This window comes from Curtobacterium sp. VKM Ac-2922, assembly GCF_022815645.1.
In the GTDB taxonomy this organism is placed as follows: domain Bacteria; phylum Actinomycetota; class Actinomycetes; order Actinomycetales; family Microbacteriaceae; genus Curtobacterium.
The window spans coordinates 1-20401 of the sequence record NZ_JALGRO010000001.1; the positions used below are offsets into that span (position 1 = coordinate 1).

A 20401-nucleotide genomic window follows, 5' to 3' on the forward strand; every position below is an offset into this window, starting at 1 on the left:
TCGCCACGATCGACGTGGGTTGGTAGCGGTGAGACCGTGCACGGCGGACGGGAGGCGCGGCGCCAGCGGCCACCGCGCCACCCGTCCGGCGGTGGTCCGGACCACCGCAGCGCGCTCGTCCGCTCGGGTCAGGCAGCATCCACCGGTGTCGGCCGGACGAGCCCCAGGAACGCGAGGTCGTCCGCGACCTTCGTGATGAGTGCGCGGTCGAGGGACGGGATGTCCGGCGCACCCAGTGGACGGACCGACCGCACGGCCTCGGAGAACGCGTGGGCGGGCACGGACGAGCCGGCATGCGGTTCCTCGGGCGCGGCGAAGGCGTGCAGGAGCGGCAGGACCGAACGCGCCCGGTCGTCGTCGGGCAGCGCGTCCAGTGCCTGGCGGAATCGGTCCAGCCACTGCCCGTGATCGGGGACGCGCTCGATGTCGTGCCCGTCGTCGATGAGCCAGTCGACGAAGGTGTCGAGCGAGACACCGTCGTCGTGCGGGTTCACGACGTTGAACGTGTGGTGCCCCCGGGCGACGGACGCGCCGATCTCGTTGATCGCTGCGGCCGTGAAGTCGGCGGGCAGTCCGTCGTAGTGGGACGGCAGCCGCTCACCGTCCGCGCCGAGCCGGACGAACGACCCCGGTGCCAGCCCGGTGGTCAGCACGCTCCAGATCAGCCGCGTGAAGACGTCGGGCAGGTTCACCTGGCCGCGCCAGCGCGGGTGCGCCAGCACCATGTCCGAGCGGAACACGGCCACGGGGACGCCGTACTGCTCGTGGGCGTCGTGCAGCAGCACCTCGCTCGCCCACTTGCTGGCGCCGTACCCGTTGGCGTACTCGTCGGCGACGGTCCACTCGGGGATGGTCGTGCGGATGTCGGCGTCCTCGTCGAGTGCGCCGGGTGCGGACGGGTCGGCGTCGACGGAAGCGGTGCCTCGTGCACCGCCCGCGACGGCGACGCTCGAGACGAAGGTGACCGGCACGCTGCCGGCTGCGACCGCCAGACGGATGACCTCGGCGGTGCCGACGACGTTCGGGCCGAACAGGGCCGGGTACGGCAGGACGTGGTTCACCAGGGCGGCGGCGTGTGCGACCAGGTCCACGCGGGCGGCCAGGTCGAGCCACCGCTGGTCGTCGAGGCCGAGGTGGTGTTCGCTGACGTCGCCGGCCAGCACCTCGAGCGACCCCGACAGGTCGGCGAAGCGCGCGGCGAACGCCGGATCGGCATCGAACGCGGCCGACAGGCGGCGCCGGGCGTCGGCATCGTCCGCGCCACGCACGATGCACACCAGCGTTCCCCCGACCGGGGCGAGTCGTTCGAGCCAGTCGATGGCCATGAACCGGCCGAGGTAGCCGTTGGCTCCGGTGAGCAGGACGGTGCGGAGTCGCGACGGCGCTGCCGTGGCGCGGGCGACCGGTGTCGGTGCGCCGCCGAGCATCCGCTCGAGCCGCAGGTCGCTGGCGTGGAGCGTCGACGGGCTGGCACCGTGCACGCGGGTCACGGTCGGCCGGTCGTCGGAGGCGGAGCGCTCGACGAACGCGGCGACGGCGGCCAGGTCGTTCGTCGGGTCGGTGATCACGCCGACGGGGACGTCGGTGTCGAACACGTCCTCGAGGATCCCGGAGAAGGTCAGCGCCGAGAGCGAGTCCCCGCCGAGGTCCGAGAAGCGGGCAGCGGCGGCGGTCGCCGGCGGCACTTCTGCCCCCAGGAACTCGCGGGCCGCTCGGACCACGGTGTCGACCGTCGGCTCGTCGTCGGCGCGGTCGCGCAGCGCGGCGACGAGCGTGCCGCTCTGCTGCGCGTCGACGGCGTCGTACAGCGCGGTGAAGCGGTCGCCGTACCGTTCCGTGAGACGCGGGCGCAGGAGCTTCCGGGCGTCGGACAGCAGGCCGTTCTCGACGGTGAAGGGCTCTGGTTCGACGATCACGCCGCGGGGCACCTCGTACGGGGCGAGACCGTGCTCGCGTGCGGTGCGTTGCAGGGCCGCGAGGACCTCGCGCTCTGACGCCCCGGCGACCGTCGGCACGACGACCGCGACCAGGAAGGCGTGTCGGCTGTCGCCGTGCAGCGCGATCTGGTGCACCTCCGGCGTCCCGCCGTACGTCGCTTCGAGTGCGGCCACGGCGACGAACTCCCCCTGGGAGAGCTTGATGACGTTGTTCCGGCGGTCCAGGTACTCGTACGTGTCGGGTCCGGTCTGCGCCATGATGTCGCCGGTCCGGTAGAAGCCGTCCTCGTCGAACACCGTGGCGGTGACGTCGGGCCGCTGGAAGTACCCCGCGATCACGGCGGTGCTCTTGACGAGCAGTTCACCGCGCGGGTGCGGGCGGTCGGTGACGTGGTAGCCGAGTTCGGGGACGTCGACGAGCTTGTGGTCGGTGACGGGAGGCTGCTGGACGACCCCGTCCCGCAGGATGCTGCCCGCCTCGGTGGAGCCGTACAGGTCGTGCAGCGGGGTCCCGAGGCACTGCTCGATGTACGTGCGGAGTTCCGGGGTCAGCGGGGCGCTGGCGCAGATCGCCTGTCGGATCCGTCCGCCGAACGCGCGCACGCGCAGGTCGGACTGGACATCGTCCCGGATCGCCGCCGTGTCCGTGCCGCCGGCTGCGAGTCTGCGCTGTTCCTCGCGGTCGCCCTCCTGCCGGACCATCTCCGCGACGCGGGGCACGAAGACGAACTCCGTCGGCGAGAAGACGCGGAGGTCCTCGAAGAGCGTCGACAGGTCGGTCGAGGTGGCGAGCGCGACCGTGCCGCCGCGGCCGAGGGTGGCGAGCACCGCCGCGCGGCCGGTCAGGTGACTCATCGGCAGGTACGCGTACCCGACGACGTCGGCGGCCGTGGCCGTCCCGGTCGCGCTGTCCGTCTCTGTGTCCGTGTCCGTGTCCGTGTCAGTGGGAACCGCACTGGCGGCGGTCGCGACGGGGTCGGGCCGGAGCGCGTGCCACAGCCGCTCGACCATGGAGCGCGTGTACATCGCCCCCTTCGGTGTGCCGGTGCTGCCGGACGTGTAGAGCAGGAGCGCGAGCGGGTCCTCGCCGGGGGCGGGCTGCCACGGTGTCGGACGCGGCATCCCCGCACCCTGCGCGACGAGGTCCTCGAGCGTCACGTCCATGCCGGCTCCGGCTCCGGCTCCGGCTCCGGCTCCGGTTCCGGTTCCGGTTCCGGTTCCGGTTCCGGTTCCGGTTCCGAGCAGCATCGTCCGCACGGGGTTGCCCGATGTCGCGGCGACCGCCGCGGCCGTCGATGCCAGCTCGTCGGTCGCCGCGATCCAGACCGGTGCGGTCTCGTCGGCGATCGACCGCAGCGCTCCGACCGGCGCGCTCGCCTGCAACGGAACGCCCACGGCGCCGAGGATCCACGACGCCAGGTCGAGCGTGATGACGTCGGCAGTTGCGGCACCCAGGACCGCGATCCGGTCCCCGGCGGACACGGTTGCGCCGAGTGCGGCTGCGAGCGCACTGGCCCGGTCCCACAGCTGCCGGAAGCTCGTGTCCGTGACGGCGGCTCCGGAGCGCTGCCGCAGCGCCGGGCGGTTCGCGTGCTGTTCGAACACCGTCTCGATCGACGTGTCGTGCTGCTGCTGACCCATCATGGTCGTCCTCTCCTGGTTCCTGTCAGCGCGCTCCTGCGCACCGGCTTCCGTGCTCGGCGAGCGCGATGCCTGCCAGAGCCCTCCCCCGATCCAGCACCCACCTGCCGGTCCCCGTGAACACCGGCCCGCGCCGCGCACGAACGGTGAACGACCCGTCGGGCCGGAGCGCGACGTCGGCACCGTCGATGCCGAACCAGCCGCCGTGCGCCGCCGTCCGTGCCTTCGCAACCGCTTCGGCGGCTGCGAACAGGACGCTGTCCGGACTCTCAACCCCGGAACGCCAGAGCGCTTCGAGACCGGCGGCGACGGTTGCGTCCCGCAGGTCCGCCACCCGCGCGAGCACCCCTTCGGGCAAGGGGTGGGCGGGCGTCGCGTCGATACCGATCCCGGCGTGGTCCTGACGTCGTCCCACGGCGCAGGCGCGCAGTCCGGCGCAGTGCGTGATCGTGCCGACGACCCCTGCGGGCCAGACCGGCGCTCCGCTCCGTGCGACCGGGATCGATCCCGGTCCCAGGCCCATGACGGCAAGGGCCCGCCGTCCGAGCACGCGTCCGGTCACGAACTCGGCACGTCGCTCCGGCAGCGCGGTCGCGACCGCGTCACGCTCGTCGACGGCAAGGGTGCCCTCCAGGTCGACCTCGGCGGTCGTGACGACCACCGAAGCCGGCATGATGGCCGCCCACGGAGATCGCCCTTGAAGTTGCATCCTGCAATTAGATGCCTGCTCCCTCGACGTTCCCCGGGTTCCGGTCAGTCGAGCGGTCGCGGCGCGCCGGGTCGTCTGTCGGTCTGGAATGGCGCGACGCCCGGCCCCGCGAGCTGTTCCAGCACATGGAGGAGCACCGCGGGCTCGATGCCGTCGGTGTGGGCGAGCAGGTGTTCACGGACCGCAGCAGCGTGGATCGGTCGGGCCGCGCCGACCAGCTCGGACCCCTCGGCCGTGATCCGGACGAGGACGCCGCCGTCCACGCCGTGACGACTGAGCAACCCGCGCTCCTCCATCCGCGTCAACTGGTGCGAGAGCCGGCTGCGGTGCCAGTGCATAGATGCGCCGAGATCGTTCTGTCGGAGCTCGCCGTCGCCGAGCTCGACCAGCCGGGTCAGGATCCCGAAGTCCGGGTCCGACAGCCCCGTGCCGGCCTTGATCTCGTCGGCGACGCGCTGCCGGACATGCTCGGACGCGGCCTTCCACGCGTGCCACAGGCGTTGCTCTCGAGCGTCCAGCGGTGCCGTCATGCGATGAGCCTACCGACCAGGTGTTGACATGACAACACAGTCGGCGCACGCTGTTGCCATGACAACACCAGCAACGACCACACCACCGGTCGCACTCGTGACCGGCGGCAACAAGGGCATCGGCCTCGCGATCGCGCGAGGTCTCGCCCGGCAGGGCTTCACGGTCCTGCTCGGTGCACGGAGCATCGAGCTCGACCGACGAGCCGCGTCCACGCTCGACGGCGACGTCCGCCCCGTCGTCCTCGACGTCACCCGGCAGGACGACGTCGACGCCGTCGCAGCATCCACAGGGCGCGAGTTCGGTCACCTGGACGTGCTGGTGAACAACGCCGGCGTCAACACGCTGACGTTCCACCCGATGGACCACCTGCCGAAGCCGACCGAGGAGACGGTCGACGACATCAGGAACGTGTACGAGGTCAACGTGTTCGCCGTCGTGCGGACGATGAACGCGTTCCTGCCGCTCCTGGAACGCTCGGACGCACCCCGCGTGGTGAACGTGACCAGCAGACGCGGTTCCATCGGTGACCCGGGGGCCTGGGTCGGGCAGCCCTCGATGGCGTACTCCAGCTCGAAGACGGCACTGAACGCGCTGACGGTGCACTACGCCCGCGAGTTCGCGCACACGGCGATGAAGATCAACGGCACAGCACCCGGACACGTCGCCACGGACTTCAACGACTTCCGCGGCACGAGGACACCCGACGACGGCGCCGCCGTAGCGGTCCGGTTGGCAACGCTGCCCACCGACGGGCCGACCGGTGCGGTCTTCGAGGACGACGAGCAACTCGCCTGACGGGCGCCCGTGACGCTCTGCGCGTCTCGGGCGTGACGGACGGGAGGCCCGGTGCCAGCTGGCACCGGGCCTCCCGTCCGTCGGTGGTCGCGACCCGCGACGGTCGCTCCGGGATCTCGGTGTCAGGCTCCGGTCAGCCGCACCGTGGCGTCGCGCGCCGCGGCGAGCACGTCATCGTCCGACGCTCCAGTTCCCTGCGCGGCGAAGAGCGCGGCACTCACGGTGTCGAACGCCATCTGCGCACGGAGCCGCTCCGCACGCGAGGTGGTCTGCGGGAGCACGCGGTCGACCACGACGTCGAACCAGGACCGGCGGTCGGTCCCCTCGGCGGCCAGTTTCTGCATGATCGGGCGGTTGGCATGGGCGAACCGCATCCCCTGCACACGGTCGCGGCCGGTGGACTCGACCCACCGCAGCGCAGCCCGTCGCACCAGATCGGCGCCGGGTTCCTGCTCGTCGACCCACGCGATCAGGTCGTCGATCTCGTCACGCCGACCGTCCAGCAGCGCACGGACGATCGCCTCCTTGTTGGCGAAGTGGTAGTACAACGACGACTTCGTGATGCCGAGTGTCACGGCGAGGTCGCGGATCGAGGTGCCCTCGTACCCGCGCTCGGTGAACTGCTCGAGGGCCACTCGCAAGATCTCCGCTTTCGTCTCGCTGCCGCTCCTGCGTCGCGTCGTCTCGTCCATGCCTCCATCGTACTTGCAGAACGATCGTTCGGTCAGTAGTGTCCACAACTGCCGAACGATCGTTCGGTCAGTGAACGGAGTCGACCATGACACACCCCAGATCCAGCCCGACCATCGCCGTCGTCGGGGCCGGCCCCGGTGGACTGCTCGCCGCCCGAGTCCTCCAGCTCGGCGGCCTGTCCGTCACCGTGTACGACGCTGACGCCTCGCTCGATGCCCGCGACCAGGGCGGGACGCTCGACCTGCATGCCGACAGCGGTCAGATCGCGATCGAGGATGCACGGCTGACACGGGAGTTCACGGCGATGGCTCGACCCGAGGGACAGGCCCACCGCCTGCTCGACCCCGACGGCACGGTCCTGGTCGAGCAGGTCCCGGAGGCGGACCAGACGGCCGCGCCGGAGATCGATCGTGCACAGCTCCGCCGGATGCTCGCCGATTCCCTGACCCCTGGCACGATCCGCTGGGGAACCCGGGTCACCGCTGTCTCCACCGGCAGGACGGCCGGGGTCGGCGACGCCGGCGTGGTCACGCTCGAGGACGGGACGACCGAGACCGCCGACCTGGTCGTCGGAGCGGACGGTGCATGGTCGCGGGTCCGTGCCGCGCTCACCGATGCGGTGCCGACCTACACGGGCGTCACCTTCGTCGACGCGCTGTTCACCCACGCCTCTGAACGGCACCCCGAGATCGCCGCACTCGTCGGCGACGGCCACATGTGGGCGAACGGCGACGGGCGGACCCTCGTGCTCCAGCGCAACAGCGGCGACGTCATCCGCGGGTACATCTCCATGCGTACCGAGCTCGACTGGCTCGCATCCGCCGAGCTCGGCACGGCCGACGGGCGCGGTGGCGTCGTCGACGCGAACGGCACCCAGACGACGGACACCGACCGCGTTCGCCGCGTCCTGCGCCAACGCTTCGCGGGCTTCGCGCCAGCGCTGCTCCGCATCATCGACGACAGCGAGGGGACGCTGCCGAACCGACCGATCTTCGCGCTCCCGACACCGACCGTCTGGGGACACCGCGCCGGGATCACGCTCCTGGGTGACGCGGCGCACGTCATGTCACCCTTCGGCGGGAACGGGGTCAACCTCGCACTGCTCGACGGTGCCGAACTCGCCCGAGCCGTCGTGTCGGCGGTCGACACAGGTGCACCCCTCGACGACGTGATCCGCGCGTACGAGACGCGGATCACCGAGCGGGGCGCTCGCATCGGACGGGCCGCCAACGACGCGATCGTCGAGCACTACGCGGTGGGTGGCCCCGACCCCGACGGGATCCCGGGCTTCGACGATCAGGCCCAGCGCTGGCAGGACGGCGCCGACGCGTACCGCGCACACGAGCGCCAGCGGTGACCGCCGACGCACACCATGCCTGGTGTCCGTCCGTGGTCCGGACCGTCAGATCCCGGTCAGCGCTGCCTCGTCGGCCGCGGCCTTCTGCACCGCGAACTGGGTGCGGTGCAGCTCCTCGTACCGCCCGCCCGCGGCGAGCAGTTCCTCGTGCGTCCCGCGTTCGACGATCGAGCCGTCCTCGACGACCAGGATCAGGTCGGCGCTGCGGATGGTCGACAGGCGGTGGGCGATGACCATCGCGGTCCGGCCCTCGAGCGCCTCGCTGAGTGCCGCTTGCACCGCCGCCTCGGACGTCGAGTCCAGCGCGGCGGTCGCCTCGTCGAGGATGACCACGCGCGGCTGCGCGAGCAGCAGCCGGGCGATCGTCATCCGCTGGCGCTCCCCGCCGGACAGCCGGTAGCCGCGCTCCCCCACCATCGTGTCGAGCTGGTCCGGCAGCGAGCGGATGAGCGGCTCGAGCCGGGCACGACGCACGGCGTCCCAGACCTCGTCGATCGACGCCTCGGGCCGGGCCAGGCGCAGGTTCGACAGGATCGTCTCGTGGAACAGGTGGCCGTCCTGCGTCACCATGCCCAGCGTGTGCCGCATCGAGGCGAAGGTGACGTCGCGGACGTCCGTGCCGCCCAGACGCACGGCACCGCTGTCGACGTCGTACAGGCGCGACAGCAGTTGGGCGACGGTGGACTTGCCCGCGCCGGACGTCCCGACCAGGGCGACGGTCTGCCCGGGCTCGATCCGGAACGACACCCCGTGCAGCACCTCGTCGCCGCCGCGGGTGTCGAGAGTGGAGACCTCCTCGAGCGACGCCAGGGACACCTTGTCCGCTGACGGGTAGGCGAAGCGGACGTCGTCGAACTCGACCGCGACCGGGCCGTCGGGCACGGTGCCCGCATCGGGCTTCTCCTGGATGAGCGGCTCGAGGTCCAGGACCTCGAAGACCCGCTCGAAGCTCACGACGGCACTCATGATCTCGACCCGGGCGTTCGCCAGGCTGGTCAGCGGCGCGTACAGACGGGTGAGCAACAGCGCCAGGGTGACCACGTCGCCGGTGTTCAGCCCGCCACCGAGCGCGAGCGACCCGCCGACCCCGTAGACCAGCGCGAGTGCGAGCGCGGAGACCAGGGTGAGCGCGGTGACGAAGACGAACTGCAGCAGTGCGCTCCGGACCCCGATGTCCCGGACGCGGGCGGCGCGGACACGGAACTCCTCGGCCTCCTCGTCGGGACGGCCGAACAGCTTGACCAGGGTGGCGCCGGGTGCCGAGAACCGCTCGGTCATCTGCGTGCTCATCGCCGAGTTGTGGTCGGCGGCCTCACGGCGCAGTGCAGCGAGACGGCTGCCCATCCGGCGTGCGGGGATCAGGAAGACGGGGAGCATGACCACCGCGAGCACCGTCACGAGCCACGAGGTGCTGAGCATGACGACCAGGGTGAGGACCAACGCCACGATGTTCGTGACCACGCCGGACAGCGTGCCGCTGAAGGCCTGCTGCGCGCCGATCACGTCGTTGTTGAGCCGGCTGACGAGCGCACCGGTGCGGGTGCGGGTGAAGAACGCGATCGGCATCTTCTGCACGTGGTTGAACACGGCGGTGCGCAGGTCGAGGATGACGCCCTCACCGATCCGTGCCGAGTACCAGCGGGTCACCAGTGACGTGGCGGCGTCGGCGACGGCGACCAAGGCGATGACGACCGCCAGCCAGACGATCGTGCCGACCGCGCCCCGGGCCGCGATGACGTCGACCACCTGGCCGGCGAGCACCGGCGTCGCGACCGCCAGGAACGCGCCCACGACCGACAGGACGATGAAGACCACCAGCTTGGCCCGGTAGGGCACCGCGAACGTCATGATCCGCCGAACGGACTCGCGGGAGATGCCGTGCTTGCCGTCCCGGGCGGTGGAGATCTTGTAGAGCGAGCTCCAGGCCACGCCTTCCATGCTCATTGCGGTTCCTTCCGTGGGCACCAGGTCGCACTCAGGCGGTGTGGTGCCCGGGCTCGGGCTCCGTCGCGGTGACGGCGAGCCGGGAGCAAGGATACGGCGCCGTCGGCGCCGCCGACGGGCCGGTGTCCGCAACGGGTCGGCGGCGGCGCGGTTCCGCCGGGGGCCCGCCGCGGGTAGTCTGGCGCGCCATGACGGACGACACGGTGGTCGCGTGGCTGCTGGACTCGGACCCGGCGCTGCGCTGGCAGGTCGAGCGCGACCTGGTCGGTGCTCCCGCAGCGACGTGGCAGGCGACCCGGGCGCGGGTCGCGACCGAGGGCTTCGGTGCAGCGCTGCTGGCCCACCAGGACCCGGACGGCCAGTGGGCCGGCGGCGCGTACTTCCCCGCCGACCCCGAACCCGAGGGGACGGCGGGCCAGCCGTACACGGCGACGACCTGGTCCCTCAACACGCTGCGCGACTGGGGGCTCGACGCCGCCGTGCTCGGGGACACCGCGGCGCGCCTCGACGCGAACAGCCGATGGGAGTACGACGACCTGCCGTACTGGGGCGGCGAGGTGGACTGCTGCATCAACGCCTTCACCCTGGCCAACGGCGCCTGGCTCGGCGCGGACGTGGACGGCGTCGCCGACTGGGTGCTCGAGCACCAGCTCACCGACGGCGGGTGGAACTGCGAGTGGGTCGACGGGTCGACGGTGTCGTCGTTCCACTCCACCCTCAACGTGCTCGACGGGCTGCTGCAGCACGAGCAACTGACCGGCGGCACGCACCCCCGTGCCGCGGAACTCCGCGCGGCGCGACACCGTGGGGCCGAGTACCTGCTCGAGCGCCGACTGCTGTACCGGAAGTCCGACGGCGAGCTCGTCGGGCCGTGGGTGCGCCGCTTCGCGTACCCGTCACGATGGGTCTTCACGGCGCTGCGCGCGACCGATCACCTGCGAGCCGCCTGGTTGCAGGACGGCACACCACCAGACCCGCGTGCCGCCGACGCGGTCGAGCTGGTCCGGGGTGCCCGGAACCCGGACGGCACCTGGCCCCAGGGCGAGCGACCACCCGGCCGGCAGTGGTTCGAGGTCGACGTGCCACCCGGCCAGCCCTCGAAGTGGCTCACGCTGACGGGAACGCGCGTGCTGCGGTCGTGGGACGAGGCAGACGCCTGACCCTGCTCCGGCTGCCGCGCCGGACGGTGCCGCCGTACGCTGACGCCATGACCCAGATCCGCACCGGCTGCGACCTGGCCTCGGCGGACGACGTCCGCGCGGGCATCACCGCCCACGGCGAGCGCTACCTGTCCCGCGTGTTCACGCCGCGGGAGCGTGCCGACACGGGGGACGACCCGGAGCGCCTGGCGGCGCGGTTCGCCGGCAAGGAGGCGGTGGTCAAGCTCCTGCGTCCGTCGCCGTCCGACGCGGTGCCGTTGCAGGACGTCGCGATCGTCCTCGACGCGCACGGTGCGCCCGTCGTCGAGCTCTCCGGCGCAGCCGCCGACCTGGCCGGATCGGTGGGCATCTCGTCCATCGACGTCTCGTTGTCCCACGAACGGGGGCTGGCGCTCGCGACGGCCGTTGCCCTCTCGCAACGCTGATCCGCCGAGGCCCCGGCGAGCCTGTGGTCCCGCTCAGGGACGCGTCCCGACAGTGCGGGTTCCCGCACCCGCACGGCGGTTTCCCGAGGCACCCCGCTCCCTATCGTTGCTGCCATGCACCAGGACCAGAACACCGCAACGACCTCGGATGCCGTCACTGACCCGTCCGTCGAACGGGCCGTCCGCCAGGCCCTCGCCGACCACGGACGCCTGACCGTCGACGCCGCGGAGGTCGCACCGACCGCCGACCTGTACACGCTCGGGCTCACCTCGCACGCCACGGTGAACGTCATGCTCGCGGTCGAGAACGACCTCGACGCGGAGTTCCCGGACAGCGTGCTGAACCGCGCGACCTTCGCCTCGGTGGACGGCATCGTCGCCGCAGCCGCGCTGGCGACCTCGTGACCATCACGCAGGCGGACGGCGCGGTGCTGGCGCCCGTGACGGTCACCGCCGACCGGTTCGCCGAGCGCACCGCGGCGGTCGCCGCGATCGCCGCGCAGCACGCCGACGAGGTCGACCGCGACGCCCGTCCCCCGCGCGAGGCCATCGCCGCGATGCGCGAGTACGGCCTGCTCGCCGCAGCCGTGCCGACCGACCTGGGTGGCGAGGGCGCGACCGTGACGGAGCTGTCGACGATCGCGACCGAGCTCGGGCGTGCCTGCGCCGCGACCGGCATGGTGTTCGCGATGCACCAGGGCCAGGTCATGGCGCTCTGGCGACACGGTGGCGACGGTGCCGGCGTGCTCGCGATGGTCGCAGCGGTCCGCGACGGTGCCCTGGTGGCTTCGTCGACGACCGAGAAGGGCGTCGGCGGTGACGCACGTCGTTCCACCTGCGCCATCGAGGCGGTCACGTCGACCGACGCACACGAGCTCGGCACGCACCGCGACGACCTGGTCCAGAAGATCCGCCTGCGCAAGGACGCGCCGGTGATCTCCTACGCCACCGAGGCCGACGTCGTCCTGGTCACCGCACGCCGTGACCCCGACGCCGCGGGTTCCGACCAACGCCTGGTGGGGTGCTGGACGAAGGACACCGTCCTGACCCAGACGTCGACGTGGGACACCATGGGCCTGCGCGGCACGTGCAGCAACGGGTGGGTGCTCGACGCCGAGACCACCTCGGACGCCGTGTTCCGCGACGACTACGCCGCGATCTCCGCGCAGACCGTGCTCCCCGTCTCCCACGTGCTGTGGGCGTCGGTGTGGCTCGGCATCGCCGCGTCCGCAGCCGAGCGTGCCCGGGCCGCGGTCCGCAAGCAGGCCCGCGCGTCGGTCGGCACCACGCCGCCGAGCGCCCTGCGCCTGGCCGAGCTGCTGGTCGACCTGCAGTCCCTCGCCGACACCGTGCGCCACGCCGCGGAGCGCTTCGACGGCGTCGCCGACGACCCGCAGGCGCTGGAGTCGAGCGCGTACGCCCTCGCCGCGAACGCGCTGAAGATCGGCGCCTCGGAACGGGTGACCGACCTGGTCACGAAGGCGCTGCGCATCGTGGGGATCGCCGGCTACGCCGCGTCCGGTCCGATGAGCATCTCCCGACACCTCCGAGACGCCCACGGTGCCGCCGTCATGGTGAGCAACGACCGTCTCCTGCAGAACGACGCCGGACTGGCGCTCATGACCGGAGTGATCCTGTGACCATCACGGAACCCACCACCCGCACCGGGTCGACGAGCACCCCGCTCGACGCCGCCCGTGCGGACCTGCGAGGGCGGCTGCTCGCCGACCGGGTGCTCTTCGACCTCGGCTCCCCCGGCCTGTACGGGCGCAGCGCCGTGTTCGAGCGGGTGTACGCGGGCATCGACGCCGCCGGGGTCCGCGCGATGGCGGACCTCGACCTCGAGGTCGTCCGCTTCCCGCCCGTCGAGCCGCTCGCCGCGTTCGAGCGCACCGACTACATCGCGTCGTTCCCCGATCTTGCCGCGTCGATCTCCGGGTTCACCGGCGACGACCGCAAGCACCGTGCGCTGCTGGCCGCCCGCGAGCGCGGCGACCGGTGGGAGGACTTCCTCGACCCCGCCGACCTGATGCTGACGCCCGCCGTCTGCCACCCGCTGTACGGCACGCTGACCGGCACGATCCCGCAGCAGGGGCGCACGTTCGACGTCCTCGGCGACTCGTTCCGCCGCGAACCGTCGCTCGACCCGATGCGCCTGCAGGCGTTCCACATGCACGAGTTCGTGCACGTGGGGACGCCGGCGTCGGCCCGGGCGCACCGCGACGACCGGATCCCCGTGATCCGTGACCTGCTGACGTCCTTCGGCCTCGAGATCGACGTGGTCGCCGCGAACGACCCGTTCTTCGGCCGCGTCGGCACGATGCTCGCCCGCAACCAGGTCGAGCAGTCGCTCAAGTACGAGTTCGTGACCCCGGTCTACGGCGAGGCCGGCGAACCGACTGCGATCGGCTCGGCGAACCTGCACGAGGACCACTTCGGCACCTCGTTCGACATCCGGACCGCCGACGCCCAGGTCGCCCACAGCGCCTGCGTCGCCTGGGGTCTGGAACGCGTCACGATCGCCCTCTTCGCCGCGCACGGCACCGACCCGGCATCGTGGCCGGCCGACGCCCGCCGCGCGCTGGACCTGTGACCACGACGCACGGGTGGTCGGGTTCCCCGGCCGTCCGTGTCGCGGTGCAGACGCCGCCGTCGGCCCGCGCCGGCGTCGTCCTGTGCACCCCGCTCGGCCAGGAGGGCGTGATCGCGTACCGCACGCTGCGCCTGCTGGCAGACCGCCTGGAGGCCCGTGGCATCGCCTCGGTGCGCTACGACCCGTCCGGACGTGGGGACTCCGACACCGACACCGACCCCGACGCGCTGGTGCGGTCCGCACAGCACGCGGCGGCCGTGCTCCGCACGACCGGCATCGCGCAGGTCGTCTTCGTCGGGCTGGCCTCGGCGGCGCTCGTCGCGTCGGCTGCGGCCACGGACGACGACGCCCTGGTGCTCTGGGACGCGCCGGAGTCCGGCCGCGCCTGGCTCCGCCGTCAGCGGGCGCTCGCGACCATGACGATCGGCCCCGACCGCACGGTCGACGGGGTCGAGACCCTGATCGGCATCGACCTCGACACCGACCAGGTCGCTGCCGTCGCTGCGCTGCGCCACGGCCCGCGTGCCGACCGCACGCTCGTGCTCGTGCGCCCCGGTGCCCGTGCGCCGAAGGGCCTGGGCGACGTCCCGGTGGTCCAGGTCCCCGGCAGCGCCGAACTGCTCGACGCCACGAGCATCCACGCCCGTATCCCCGCGGCAGCCGTCGACACGGTGGTCGCCTGGGTTGACGAGCTCGTACCGGACACCGCGGTGCCGACGTCCACGCCCGACGTCGCAGCCGTCCTCGACCTGGACGGCGGCGTGTCCGAACACGTCGTGCGGCTGGGACCCGACCAGCTCTTCGCGGTGGAGACCGTGCCGGCCGGCGTCGGCGAGGACGCCCCCGTCGTCGTCCTGCACAACGGCGGCGCCGAACACCGTGTCGGCGCATCGGACTACCAGGTCGCCCTCGCACGCGCACTGGCGCGCGACGGAGCCCGTGTCGTGCGGGTGGACCGCCGCGGCACCGGGGAGAGCAGCCCGGTCGCGGCCGACGAACGCGACTTCCTGTTCGCGCAGGAGTGGGTGGACGACCAGTCCGCCGTCGTCGCGGCGCTCGATGCCCCGCACGACCGACTCGCCCTGGTCGGGATGTGCTCCGGCGCCTGGGTGGCCGGCCGGTCTGCCACCGAGGCCCCGCGGCTCGTGGTCGAGATCAGCCCGAACGACTACCGGCGACGTCCCGCGCAGCCCGGCAGTCACAGTGACGCGGTCCGCGCGGTGGACTCCCCCTCGCCCGCGCGGCAGTGGGTGCGCGACCGGTACAACGTCGTCGTGCCGAAGGCGGTCCGCGAACGCATCGCCCGTCGCGACCGGGTCGGCGGGGTGCTCGAGCACGTCCGACCGCTCGTGACGAACGGCACCGACGTCGTGCTCATCGCCGCCGACGAGGACGCGGCACTGTTCGCCCGGCTCGGCGGTCCCGCCGCGCTGCAGCGCTACGCGCCCGGTGGCCGGGCGGGTTCGGTCACGATGGTGCACGTCCCCGGCGGCGACCACGCCCTGTTCTCACCCGGCATGCGGCGGGCCGTGGTGGCCGAAGTCCGCGCACGGGTCGCGGCGACGTTCCCGGTGCGCGCCTGAGCGTGTAGGCACGAGGGGTGCGACGAGCGACGGTGACGGTGATGGCGGCGGCGCTCGTGGTGCTGCTGACGGGGTGCTCGGCACCGCAGGGCGCTCCGCCGTGGCCGCGTCCGACCGACCTGGCCGCGCGCGCCGAGGCCGCCGGCCTGCACGACGTCTGGGGGCAGCGGCTCGCGGAGCACATCCACACACACCTGACGATCACCGACGGTGACGACCCCGTCGTGGTGCCGGGAAACATCGGGCACTCCGAGTCACGGAAGTTCGCCGCCGAGATCCACACGCACGACACGTCGGGCATCATCCACGTGGAGTCCCCCGAGCGCCGGCAGTTCACACTCGGACAGTTCTTCGACGAGTGGGGCGTGTCCCTGGGCCCGGACCACGTCGGTGGGCTGCACGGCGACGTGACGATCTGGGTCGACGGCGACCGGTTCTACGCGAACCCGCGGTCGATCACGCTGCGCGACCTCGAGCAGGTCGACATCGTCGTCACGACGTTCGGGCAGGCGCCGCACCGGCCTGCGGCGTTCGACTGGCCGCCGCAGTACCACTGACACCTCCGGGTCCGGCGAGGGCGTCGACGACCGCCTGCGGGTGCTCGACGTGCGCGAAGTGCCCGCAGTCGTCCAGCAGCACGGTCCGGACGTGCGGCAGCACCCGGATCAGCGCCGCGAGGTCGTCGACGCGGGCGAACACGTCGTCGCGCCCGGCCACGGCGGTCACCGGGCAGCGGATCGTGCGCCAGCGGTCCGTGTCGTAGGAGGCGGCTGCTGATGCCGCGCCGAGGAACCCGAGGGGGCGGAACTCGTCGACGAAGGCGTCGAGCACGCTCCGGTCCAGTGCCCGCACGTGCGTGAAGACCGGCGCGGCGAGCAGTCGCAGCAGCCCGACGCGCGCCAGTCCACGCAGCATCGACACCGCCGCGCCGCGGGTCACCGCGAGACCGGCACGCAGCAGGGCGAAGGCCGGCAGGGACAGGAGCCCGCGGAGTGGATGACGGGCGGCATGGACAGCTGCGAGTGTCGTCCCCGAGACGATCCCGATCGACCTGACCCGCTCCGGGGCCACGACCCCCAGGTGCAGGGCGATGAACGCGCCCATCGAGTGGCCGACGACGTCGACGGTCGTCACGCCCAGCGCGTCGAGGACCTCGGTCAGCACCCGGGCGGCGTCGTCGACGTCCAGTGGGATCGCGGGCGCCGGGGACGAACCCCACCCGGGCAGGTCGACCAGCACCAGCCCGCGGTCGCCGAACCCGTGCGCTGCCCGCAGCAGGGGCGTCCACGTGGTCCACGACCCCGCGACGCCGTGCAGCAGCAGGACCGGGCGGTCACCGGGGCGCGCGTGCACGACCACCGGGCCGGACGAGGTCGCCACGACCGACCGCGTCAGCGACCACGCGCCGGGGTCGGACGTCAGCGGGAACGGTGCGTACGCGGTGGCGGCGACCACGTCGCGGCGCTGCCGGTCGTCGACGTTGTGCACCGTGCCTCCTGTCCGGTGCGGACCGCACACCCTGCACAGGGTTCGGAACCGACCGCGTCAGCGGTGGCTACGCGGCGGCGACGGGAGCGGTGCAGGCGGCCAGCCGGTCGAGCGCTGCGCGGTACTCGGTCACGTCCCGGGCCACTCCGGGCTCGGAGATGATCGACGCGCGGACCCGGCCGGTGACGTCGATGACGAACGTGGCGCGGTTCGCGAAGCCCTTGTGCTCGAGGAACACGCCGTACTCCTTGGCGACGGCGCCGTGCGGCCAGAAGTCCGCCAGCAGCTCGAAGTCGTAGCCGTTCTGGTCGGCGAACGAGCGGAGCGTGGCCTTGGAGTCGACCGAGATGCCGATGAGCTCGATGCGGTTGTCCTGGAACATCGCGATGTTGTCGCGCAGGTCGCAGAGCTCGGTCGTGCACGTCGACGAGAACGCCAGCGGGAAGAAGACGAGGGCGACCGGGCGGGTACCGCGGAAGTCGCTGAGGCGGACGTGCTCGCCGAACTGGTTCGGGAGCTCGAAGTCCGGCGCGAGTGAGCCGATCTCCAGTGCCATCGGTGCGTACTGCTTCCTCGGGCTGCGGGTGTGCCCGTCGATCCACGCCCCCGCGGGTTCGCGTGGGCACGATCGGCAATCGTACGCCGACGACACGCGAATGCAAGCGGTGCTCGGGATGCGTCTCATCAGGTGACTGGTCGGTGGTGGGGCCTAGAGTGGACGGCGGCCCCACCGCCGGTCGCGACCCGATCGATCGGTGGACCACACATGTCCACCACCACGAGAACGAACGAGGTCAAGGGTGACGGTGAACGACCAGGACCCGCGCAGCATCGCAGGGACCGACCAGGACCCGGAAGAGACCGCAGAGTGGCGTGAATCGCTCGACGGACTCGTCGCGACGCACGGCCACCAGCGGGCCCGCGAGATCATGCAGAGCCTGCTGAAGCGCTCGAACGAGCTGCACCTCGGCGTGCCGATGGTCCCGACGACGGACTACGTCAACACGATCGCGCCGGAGAACGAGCCCGAGTTCCCCGGGGACGAAGAGCTCGAGCGCCGCTACCGCCGGTGGATCCGCTGGAACGCGGCCATCACGGTGCACCGCGCGCAGCGCCCCGGCATCGCGGTCGGTGGCCACATCTCGACGTACGCGTCGAGCGCCGCCATGTACGAGGTCGGCTACAACCACTTCTTCCGCGCGCAGGACCACCCGTCCGGCGGCGACCAGGTCTTCTTCCAGGGCCACGCCTCCCCCGGCATGTACGCCCGCGCCTACATGGAAGGGCGCCTCGGCGAGGACCAGCTCGACGGCTTCCGTCAAGAGCAGTCGCACGCCGGCGGCGGCCTGTCGTCGTACCCGCACCCGCGGCTCATGCCCCACTTCTGGCAGTTCCCGACCGTGTCGATGGGCATCGGCCCGATCAACGCGATCTACCAGGCGCAGCAGGCCAAGTACCTGTCCAACCGCGGCATCAAGGACGCCATGGACCAGCAGGTCTGGGCGTTCCTGGGTGACGGCGAGATGGACGAGGTCGAGTCCCGCGGCCAGCTGCAGGTCGCGGCCAACGACGGCCTCGACAACCTGAACTTCGTCATCAACTGCAACCTGCAGCGACTCGACGGACCGGTGCGCGGCAACGGCAAGATCATCCAGGAACTCGAGGCGTTCTTCCGCGGTGCGGGCTGGAACGTCATCAAGGTCGTCTGGGGCCGCGAGTGGGACGACCTGCTCGCCCGCGACACCGAGGGCGCGCTCCTCAACCTGATGAACCAGACGCCGGACGGCGACTACCAGACGTACAAGGCCGAGAACGGCGCCTACGTCCGCGAGAACTTCTTCGGGCGCGACCCGAAGGCGCTCGAGCTGGTCAAGGACTACACCGACGACCAGATCTGGAACCTCAAGCGCGGTGGCCACGACTACCGCAAGGTCTACGCGGCGTTCAAGGCGGCGACCGAGCACAAGGGCCAGCCGACCGTCATCCTCGCCAAGACCGTCAAGGGCTACGGCCTGGGCCCGAGCTTCGAGGGCCGCAACGCGACCCACCAGATGAAGAAGCTCACGCTCGACAACCTCAAGCAGTTCCGCGACGAGATGCGCATCCCGATCTCCGACGCGCAGCTCGAGGAGAACCCCTACACGCCGCCGTACTACCACCCCGGTCACGACGACGAGGCGATCCAGTACATGCACGAGCGCCGTCGGGCCCTCGGTGGGTACGTGCCGGAACGCCGGACCAAGTACACGTCGATCACTCTGCCGGACGACGCCAAGTACCAGGTCGTCAAGAAGGGCTCCGGCAAGCAGGAGATCGCCACGACCATGGCGTTCGCACGCCTGCTCAAGGACCTGCTCCGCTCCCCGGACTTCGGCAACCGCGTGGTGCCGATCATCCCCGACGAAGCGCGCACCTTCGGCATGGACGCGTACTTCCCGACGGCGAAGATCTACAACCCGAACGGGCAGCACTACACCTCGGTGGACCGTGAGCTCCTGCTGGCCTACAAGGAGAGCCCGCAGGGCCAGATCATCCACGTCGGCATCAACGAAGCCGGCGCCATGGCCGCGTTCACCGCGGTCGGCACCTCGTACTCGACGCAGGGCGAACCACTCATCCCGGTCTACGTCTTCTACTCGATGTTCGGGTTCCAGCGCACCGGCGACGCGATCTGGGCCGCCGGCGACCAGATGACCCGTGGGTTCATGATCGGCGCCACCGCGGGTCGCACCACCCTGACCGGTGAGGGCCTGCAGCACGCCGACGGACACTCGCTGCTCCTCGCGACGACGAACCCGGCGGTGGTGTCCTACGACCCCGCGTACGGCTACGAGATCGGGCACATCGTGCAGGCCGGCCTCGACCGGATGTACGGCACGAACGAGGACGGCTCGCCGAAGCACGCCGACCCGAACGTCATGTACTACCTGACGGTCTACAACGAGCCGATCGTCCAGCCGGCCGAGCCCGAGGGCATCGACGTCGACGGCATCGTCAAGGGCATGTACCTGCTCAAGGCGAGTGAGCACGACGGCCCCAAGGCCCAGCTGCTGGCGTCGGGTGTCGCCGTGCCGTGGATCCTCGAGGCGCAGCAGCTGCTGGCCGAGGACTGGGGCGTGTCCGCCGACGTGTGGAGCGTCACGAGCTGGGGCGAGCTCTACCGCGACGGTCTCGCGGCCGAGCAGCACGCGTTCCTCAACCCGAACGAGCAGCCGCGCACGCCGTACGTCACCGAGCGTCTGCTCGGCACCGAGGGGCCGGTCGTCGCCGTCAGCGACTTCATGCACCAGGTGCAGGAGCAGATCCGCCCGTTCGTGCCGACCGACTACGCCACGCTCGGCGCCGACGGCTTCGGGTTCTCGGACACCCGTCCGGCCGCTCGCCGCTTCTTCCACATCGACGGCCCCTCGGTCGTCGTGCGGACGCTGCAGCAGCTGGCGCGCCAGAACAAGGTCGACGGTTCCCTCGTCCAGCAGGCGATCGACAAGTACCGCCTGCACGACGTGACCGCCGGCACCACGGGCAGCGCCGGCGGCGAGAGCTGA

General features: G+C 71.7%; 17 protein-coding genes. 10 read left to right on the top strand and 7 right to left on the bottom strand.

Going from position 1 to position 20401, the window contains the following annotated elements:
• Nucleotides 1-128 precede the first annotated feature (128 nt).
• The 3 genes from MT346_RS00005 to MT346_RS00015 all read right to left on the bottom strand — a co-directional run bounded on the left by MT346_RS00005 (nt 129) and on the right by MT346_RS00015 (nt 4817).
• Nucleotides 129-3581 (bottom strand): thioester reductase domain-containing protein, encoded by a 3453-nt coding sequence (locus MT346_RS00005; protein ID WP_243560490.1) that lies wholly within the window; start codon nt 3579-3581, stop codon nt 129-131.
• A gap of 22 nt (nt 3582-3603) precedes the next feature.
• Entirely contained in the window at nt 3604-4251 is a 648-nt protein-coding gene (locus tag MT346_RS00010) for a 4'-phosphopantetheinyl transferase (RefSeq protein WP_243560491.1), read from the bottom strand.
• An 80-nt stretch (nt 4252-4331) separates the two neighbouring features.
• Nucleotides 4332-4817 (bottom strand): MarR family winged helix-turn-helix transcriptional regulator, encoded by a 486-nt coding sequence (locus MT346_RS00015; protein ID WP_243560492.1) that lies wholly within the window; start codon nt 4815-4817, stop codon nt 4332-4334.
• Nucleotides 4818-4875: 58 nt separating this feature from the next.
• Here MT346_RS00015 and MT346_RS00020 point away from each other — a divergent pair, with 58 nt between their 5' ends.
• Nucleotides 4876-5613, top strand: coding sequence for an SDR family NAD(P)-dependent oxidoreductase (locus MT346_RS00020; RefSeq protein WP_243560493.1), 738 nt, complete (start codon nt 4876-4878; stop codon nt 5611-5613).
• A 122-nt stretch (nt 5614-5735) separates the two neighbouring features.
• On the opposite strand, the gene MT346_RS00025 is transcribed toward MT346_RS00020, so the two are convergent.
• Nucleotides 5736-6305 (bottom strand): TetR/AcrR family transcriptional regulator, encoded by a 570-nt coding sequence (locus MT346_RS00025; protein WP_243560494.1) that lies wholly within the window; start codon nt 6303-6305, stop codon nt 5736-5738.
• Between the two features lie 86 nt (nt 6306-6391).
• Here MT346_RS00025 and MT346_RS00030 point away from each other — a divergent pair, with 86 nt between their 5' ends.
• A complete protein-coding gene (locus MT346_RS00030) occupies nt 6392-7663 on the top strand; it encodes an NAD(P)/FAD-dependent oxidoreductase (RefSeq protein WP_243560495.1) in 1272 nt (423 codons plus the stop codon).
• Nucleotides 7664-7708: 45 nt separating this feature from the next.
• Here MT346_RS00030 and MT346_RS00035 read toward each other — a convergent pair whose 3' ends face one another.
• Nucleotides 7709-9607: an ABC transporter ATP-binding protein gene (locus MT346_RS00035; protein WP_243560496.1), complete on the bottom strand. Its 1899-nt coding sequence runs from the start codon at nt 9605-9607 to the stop codon at nt 7709-7711.
• 188 nt (nt 9608-9795) lie between these two features.
• On the opposite strand from MT346_RS00035, the gene MT346_RS00040 reads away from it, so the two are divergent.
• The 7 genes from MT346_RS00040 to MT346_RS00070 all read left to right on the top strand — a co-directional run bounded on the left by MT346_RS00040 (nt 9796) and on the right by MT346_RS00070 (nt 15925).
• Nucleotides 9796-10767: a squalene cyclase gene (locus tag MT346_RS00040; protein ID WP_243560497.1), complete on the top strand. Its 972-nt coding sequence runs from the start codon at nt 9796-9798 to the stop codon at nt 10765-10767.
• A 47-nt stretch (nt 10768-10814) separates the two neighbouring features.
• Nucleotides 10815-11192, top strand: a complete 378-nt coding sequence (locus MT346_RS00045) for a holo-ACP synthase (protein WP_243560498.1) — start codon at nt 10815-10817, stop codon at nt 11190-11192.
• 114 nt (nt 11193-11306) lie between these two features.
• Nucleotides 11307-11597, top strand: coding sequence for an acyl carrier protein (locus tag MT346_RS00050; RefSeq protein ID WP_243560499.1), 291 nt, complete (start codon nt 11307-11309; stop codon nt 11595-11597).
• Nucleotides 11594-12832, top strand: coding sequence for an acyl-CoA dehydrogenase family protein (locus MT346_RS00055; protein WP_243560500.1), 1239 nt, complete (start codon nt 11594-11596; stop codon nt 12830-12832). Before MT346_RS00050 ends, MT346_RS00055 begins: the two co-directional genes overlap by 4 nt.
• Nucleotides 12829-13785: an amino acid--[acyl-carrier-protein] ligase gene (locus MT346_RS00060; RefSeq protein ID WP_243560501.1), complete on the top strand. Its 957-nt coding sequence runs from the start codon at nt 12829-12831 to the stop codon at nt 13783-13785. The genes MT346_RS00055 and MT346_RS00060 overlap by 4 nt, the downstream gene beginning before the upstream one ends.
• A complete protein-coding gene (locus MT346_RS00065; protein ID WP_243560502.1) occupies nt 13782-15368 on the top strand; it encodes an alpha/beta fold hydrolase in 1587 nt (528 codons plus the stop codon). Before MT346_RS00060 ends, MT346_RS00065 begins: the two co-directional genes overlap by 4 nt.
• Nucleotides 15369-15385: 17 nt before the next feature.
• Complete coding sequence (locus tag MT346_RS00070) at nt 15386-15925, top strand: hypothetical protein (RefSeq protein WP_243560503.1); 540 nt, start codon at nt 15386-15388, stop codon at nt 15923-15925.
• Here MT346_RS00070 and MT346_RS00075 read toward each other — a convergent pair.
• Nucleotides 15861-16856: an alpha/beta fold hydrolase gene (locus MT346_RS00075; RefSeq protein ID WP_243560504.1), complete on the bottom strand. Its 996-nt coding sequence runs from the start codon at nt 16854-16856 to the stop codon at nt 15861-15863. The two genes, MT346_RS00070 and MT346_RS00075, sit on opposite strands and share 65 nt — an antisense overlap.
• A 67-nt stretch (nt 16857-16923) precedes the next feature.
• Complete coding sequence (locus MT346_RS00080; RefSeq protein WP_243560505.1) at nt 16924-17412, bottom strand: peroxiredoxin; 489 nt, start codon at nt 17410-17412, stop codon at nt 16924-16926.
• 244 nt (nt 17413-17656) lie between these two features.
• Here MT346_RS00080 and aceE point away from each other — a divergent pair, with 244 nt between their 5' ends.
• Nucleotides 17657-20401, top strand: coding sequence for a pyruvate dehydrogenase (acetyl-transferring), homodimeric type (gene aceE, locus MT346_RS00085; protein ID WP_243560506.1), 2745 nt, complete (start codon nt 17657-17659; stop codon nt 20399-20401).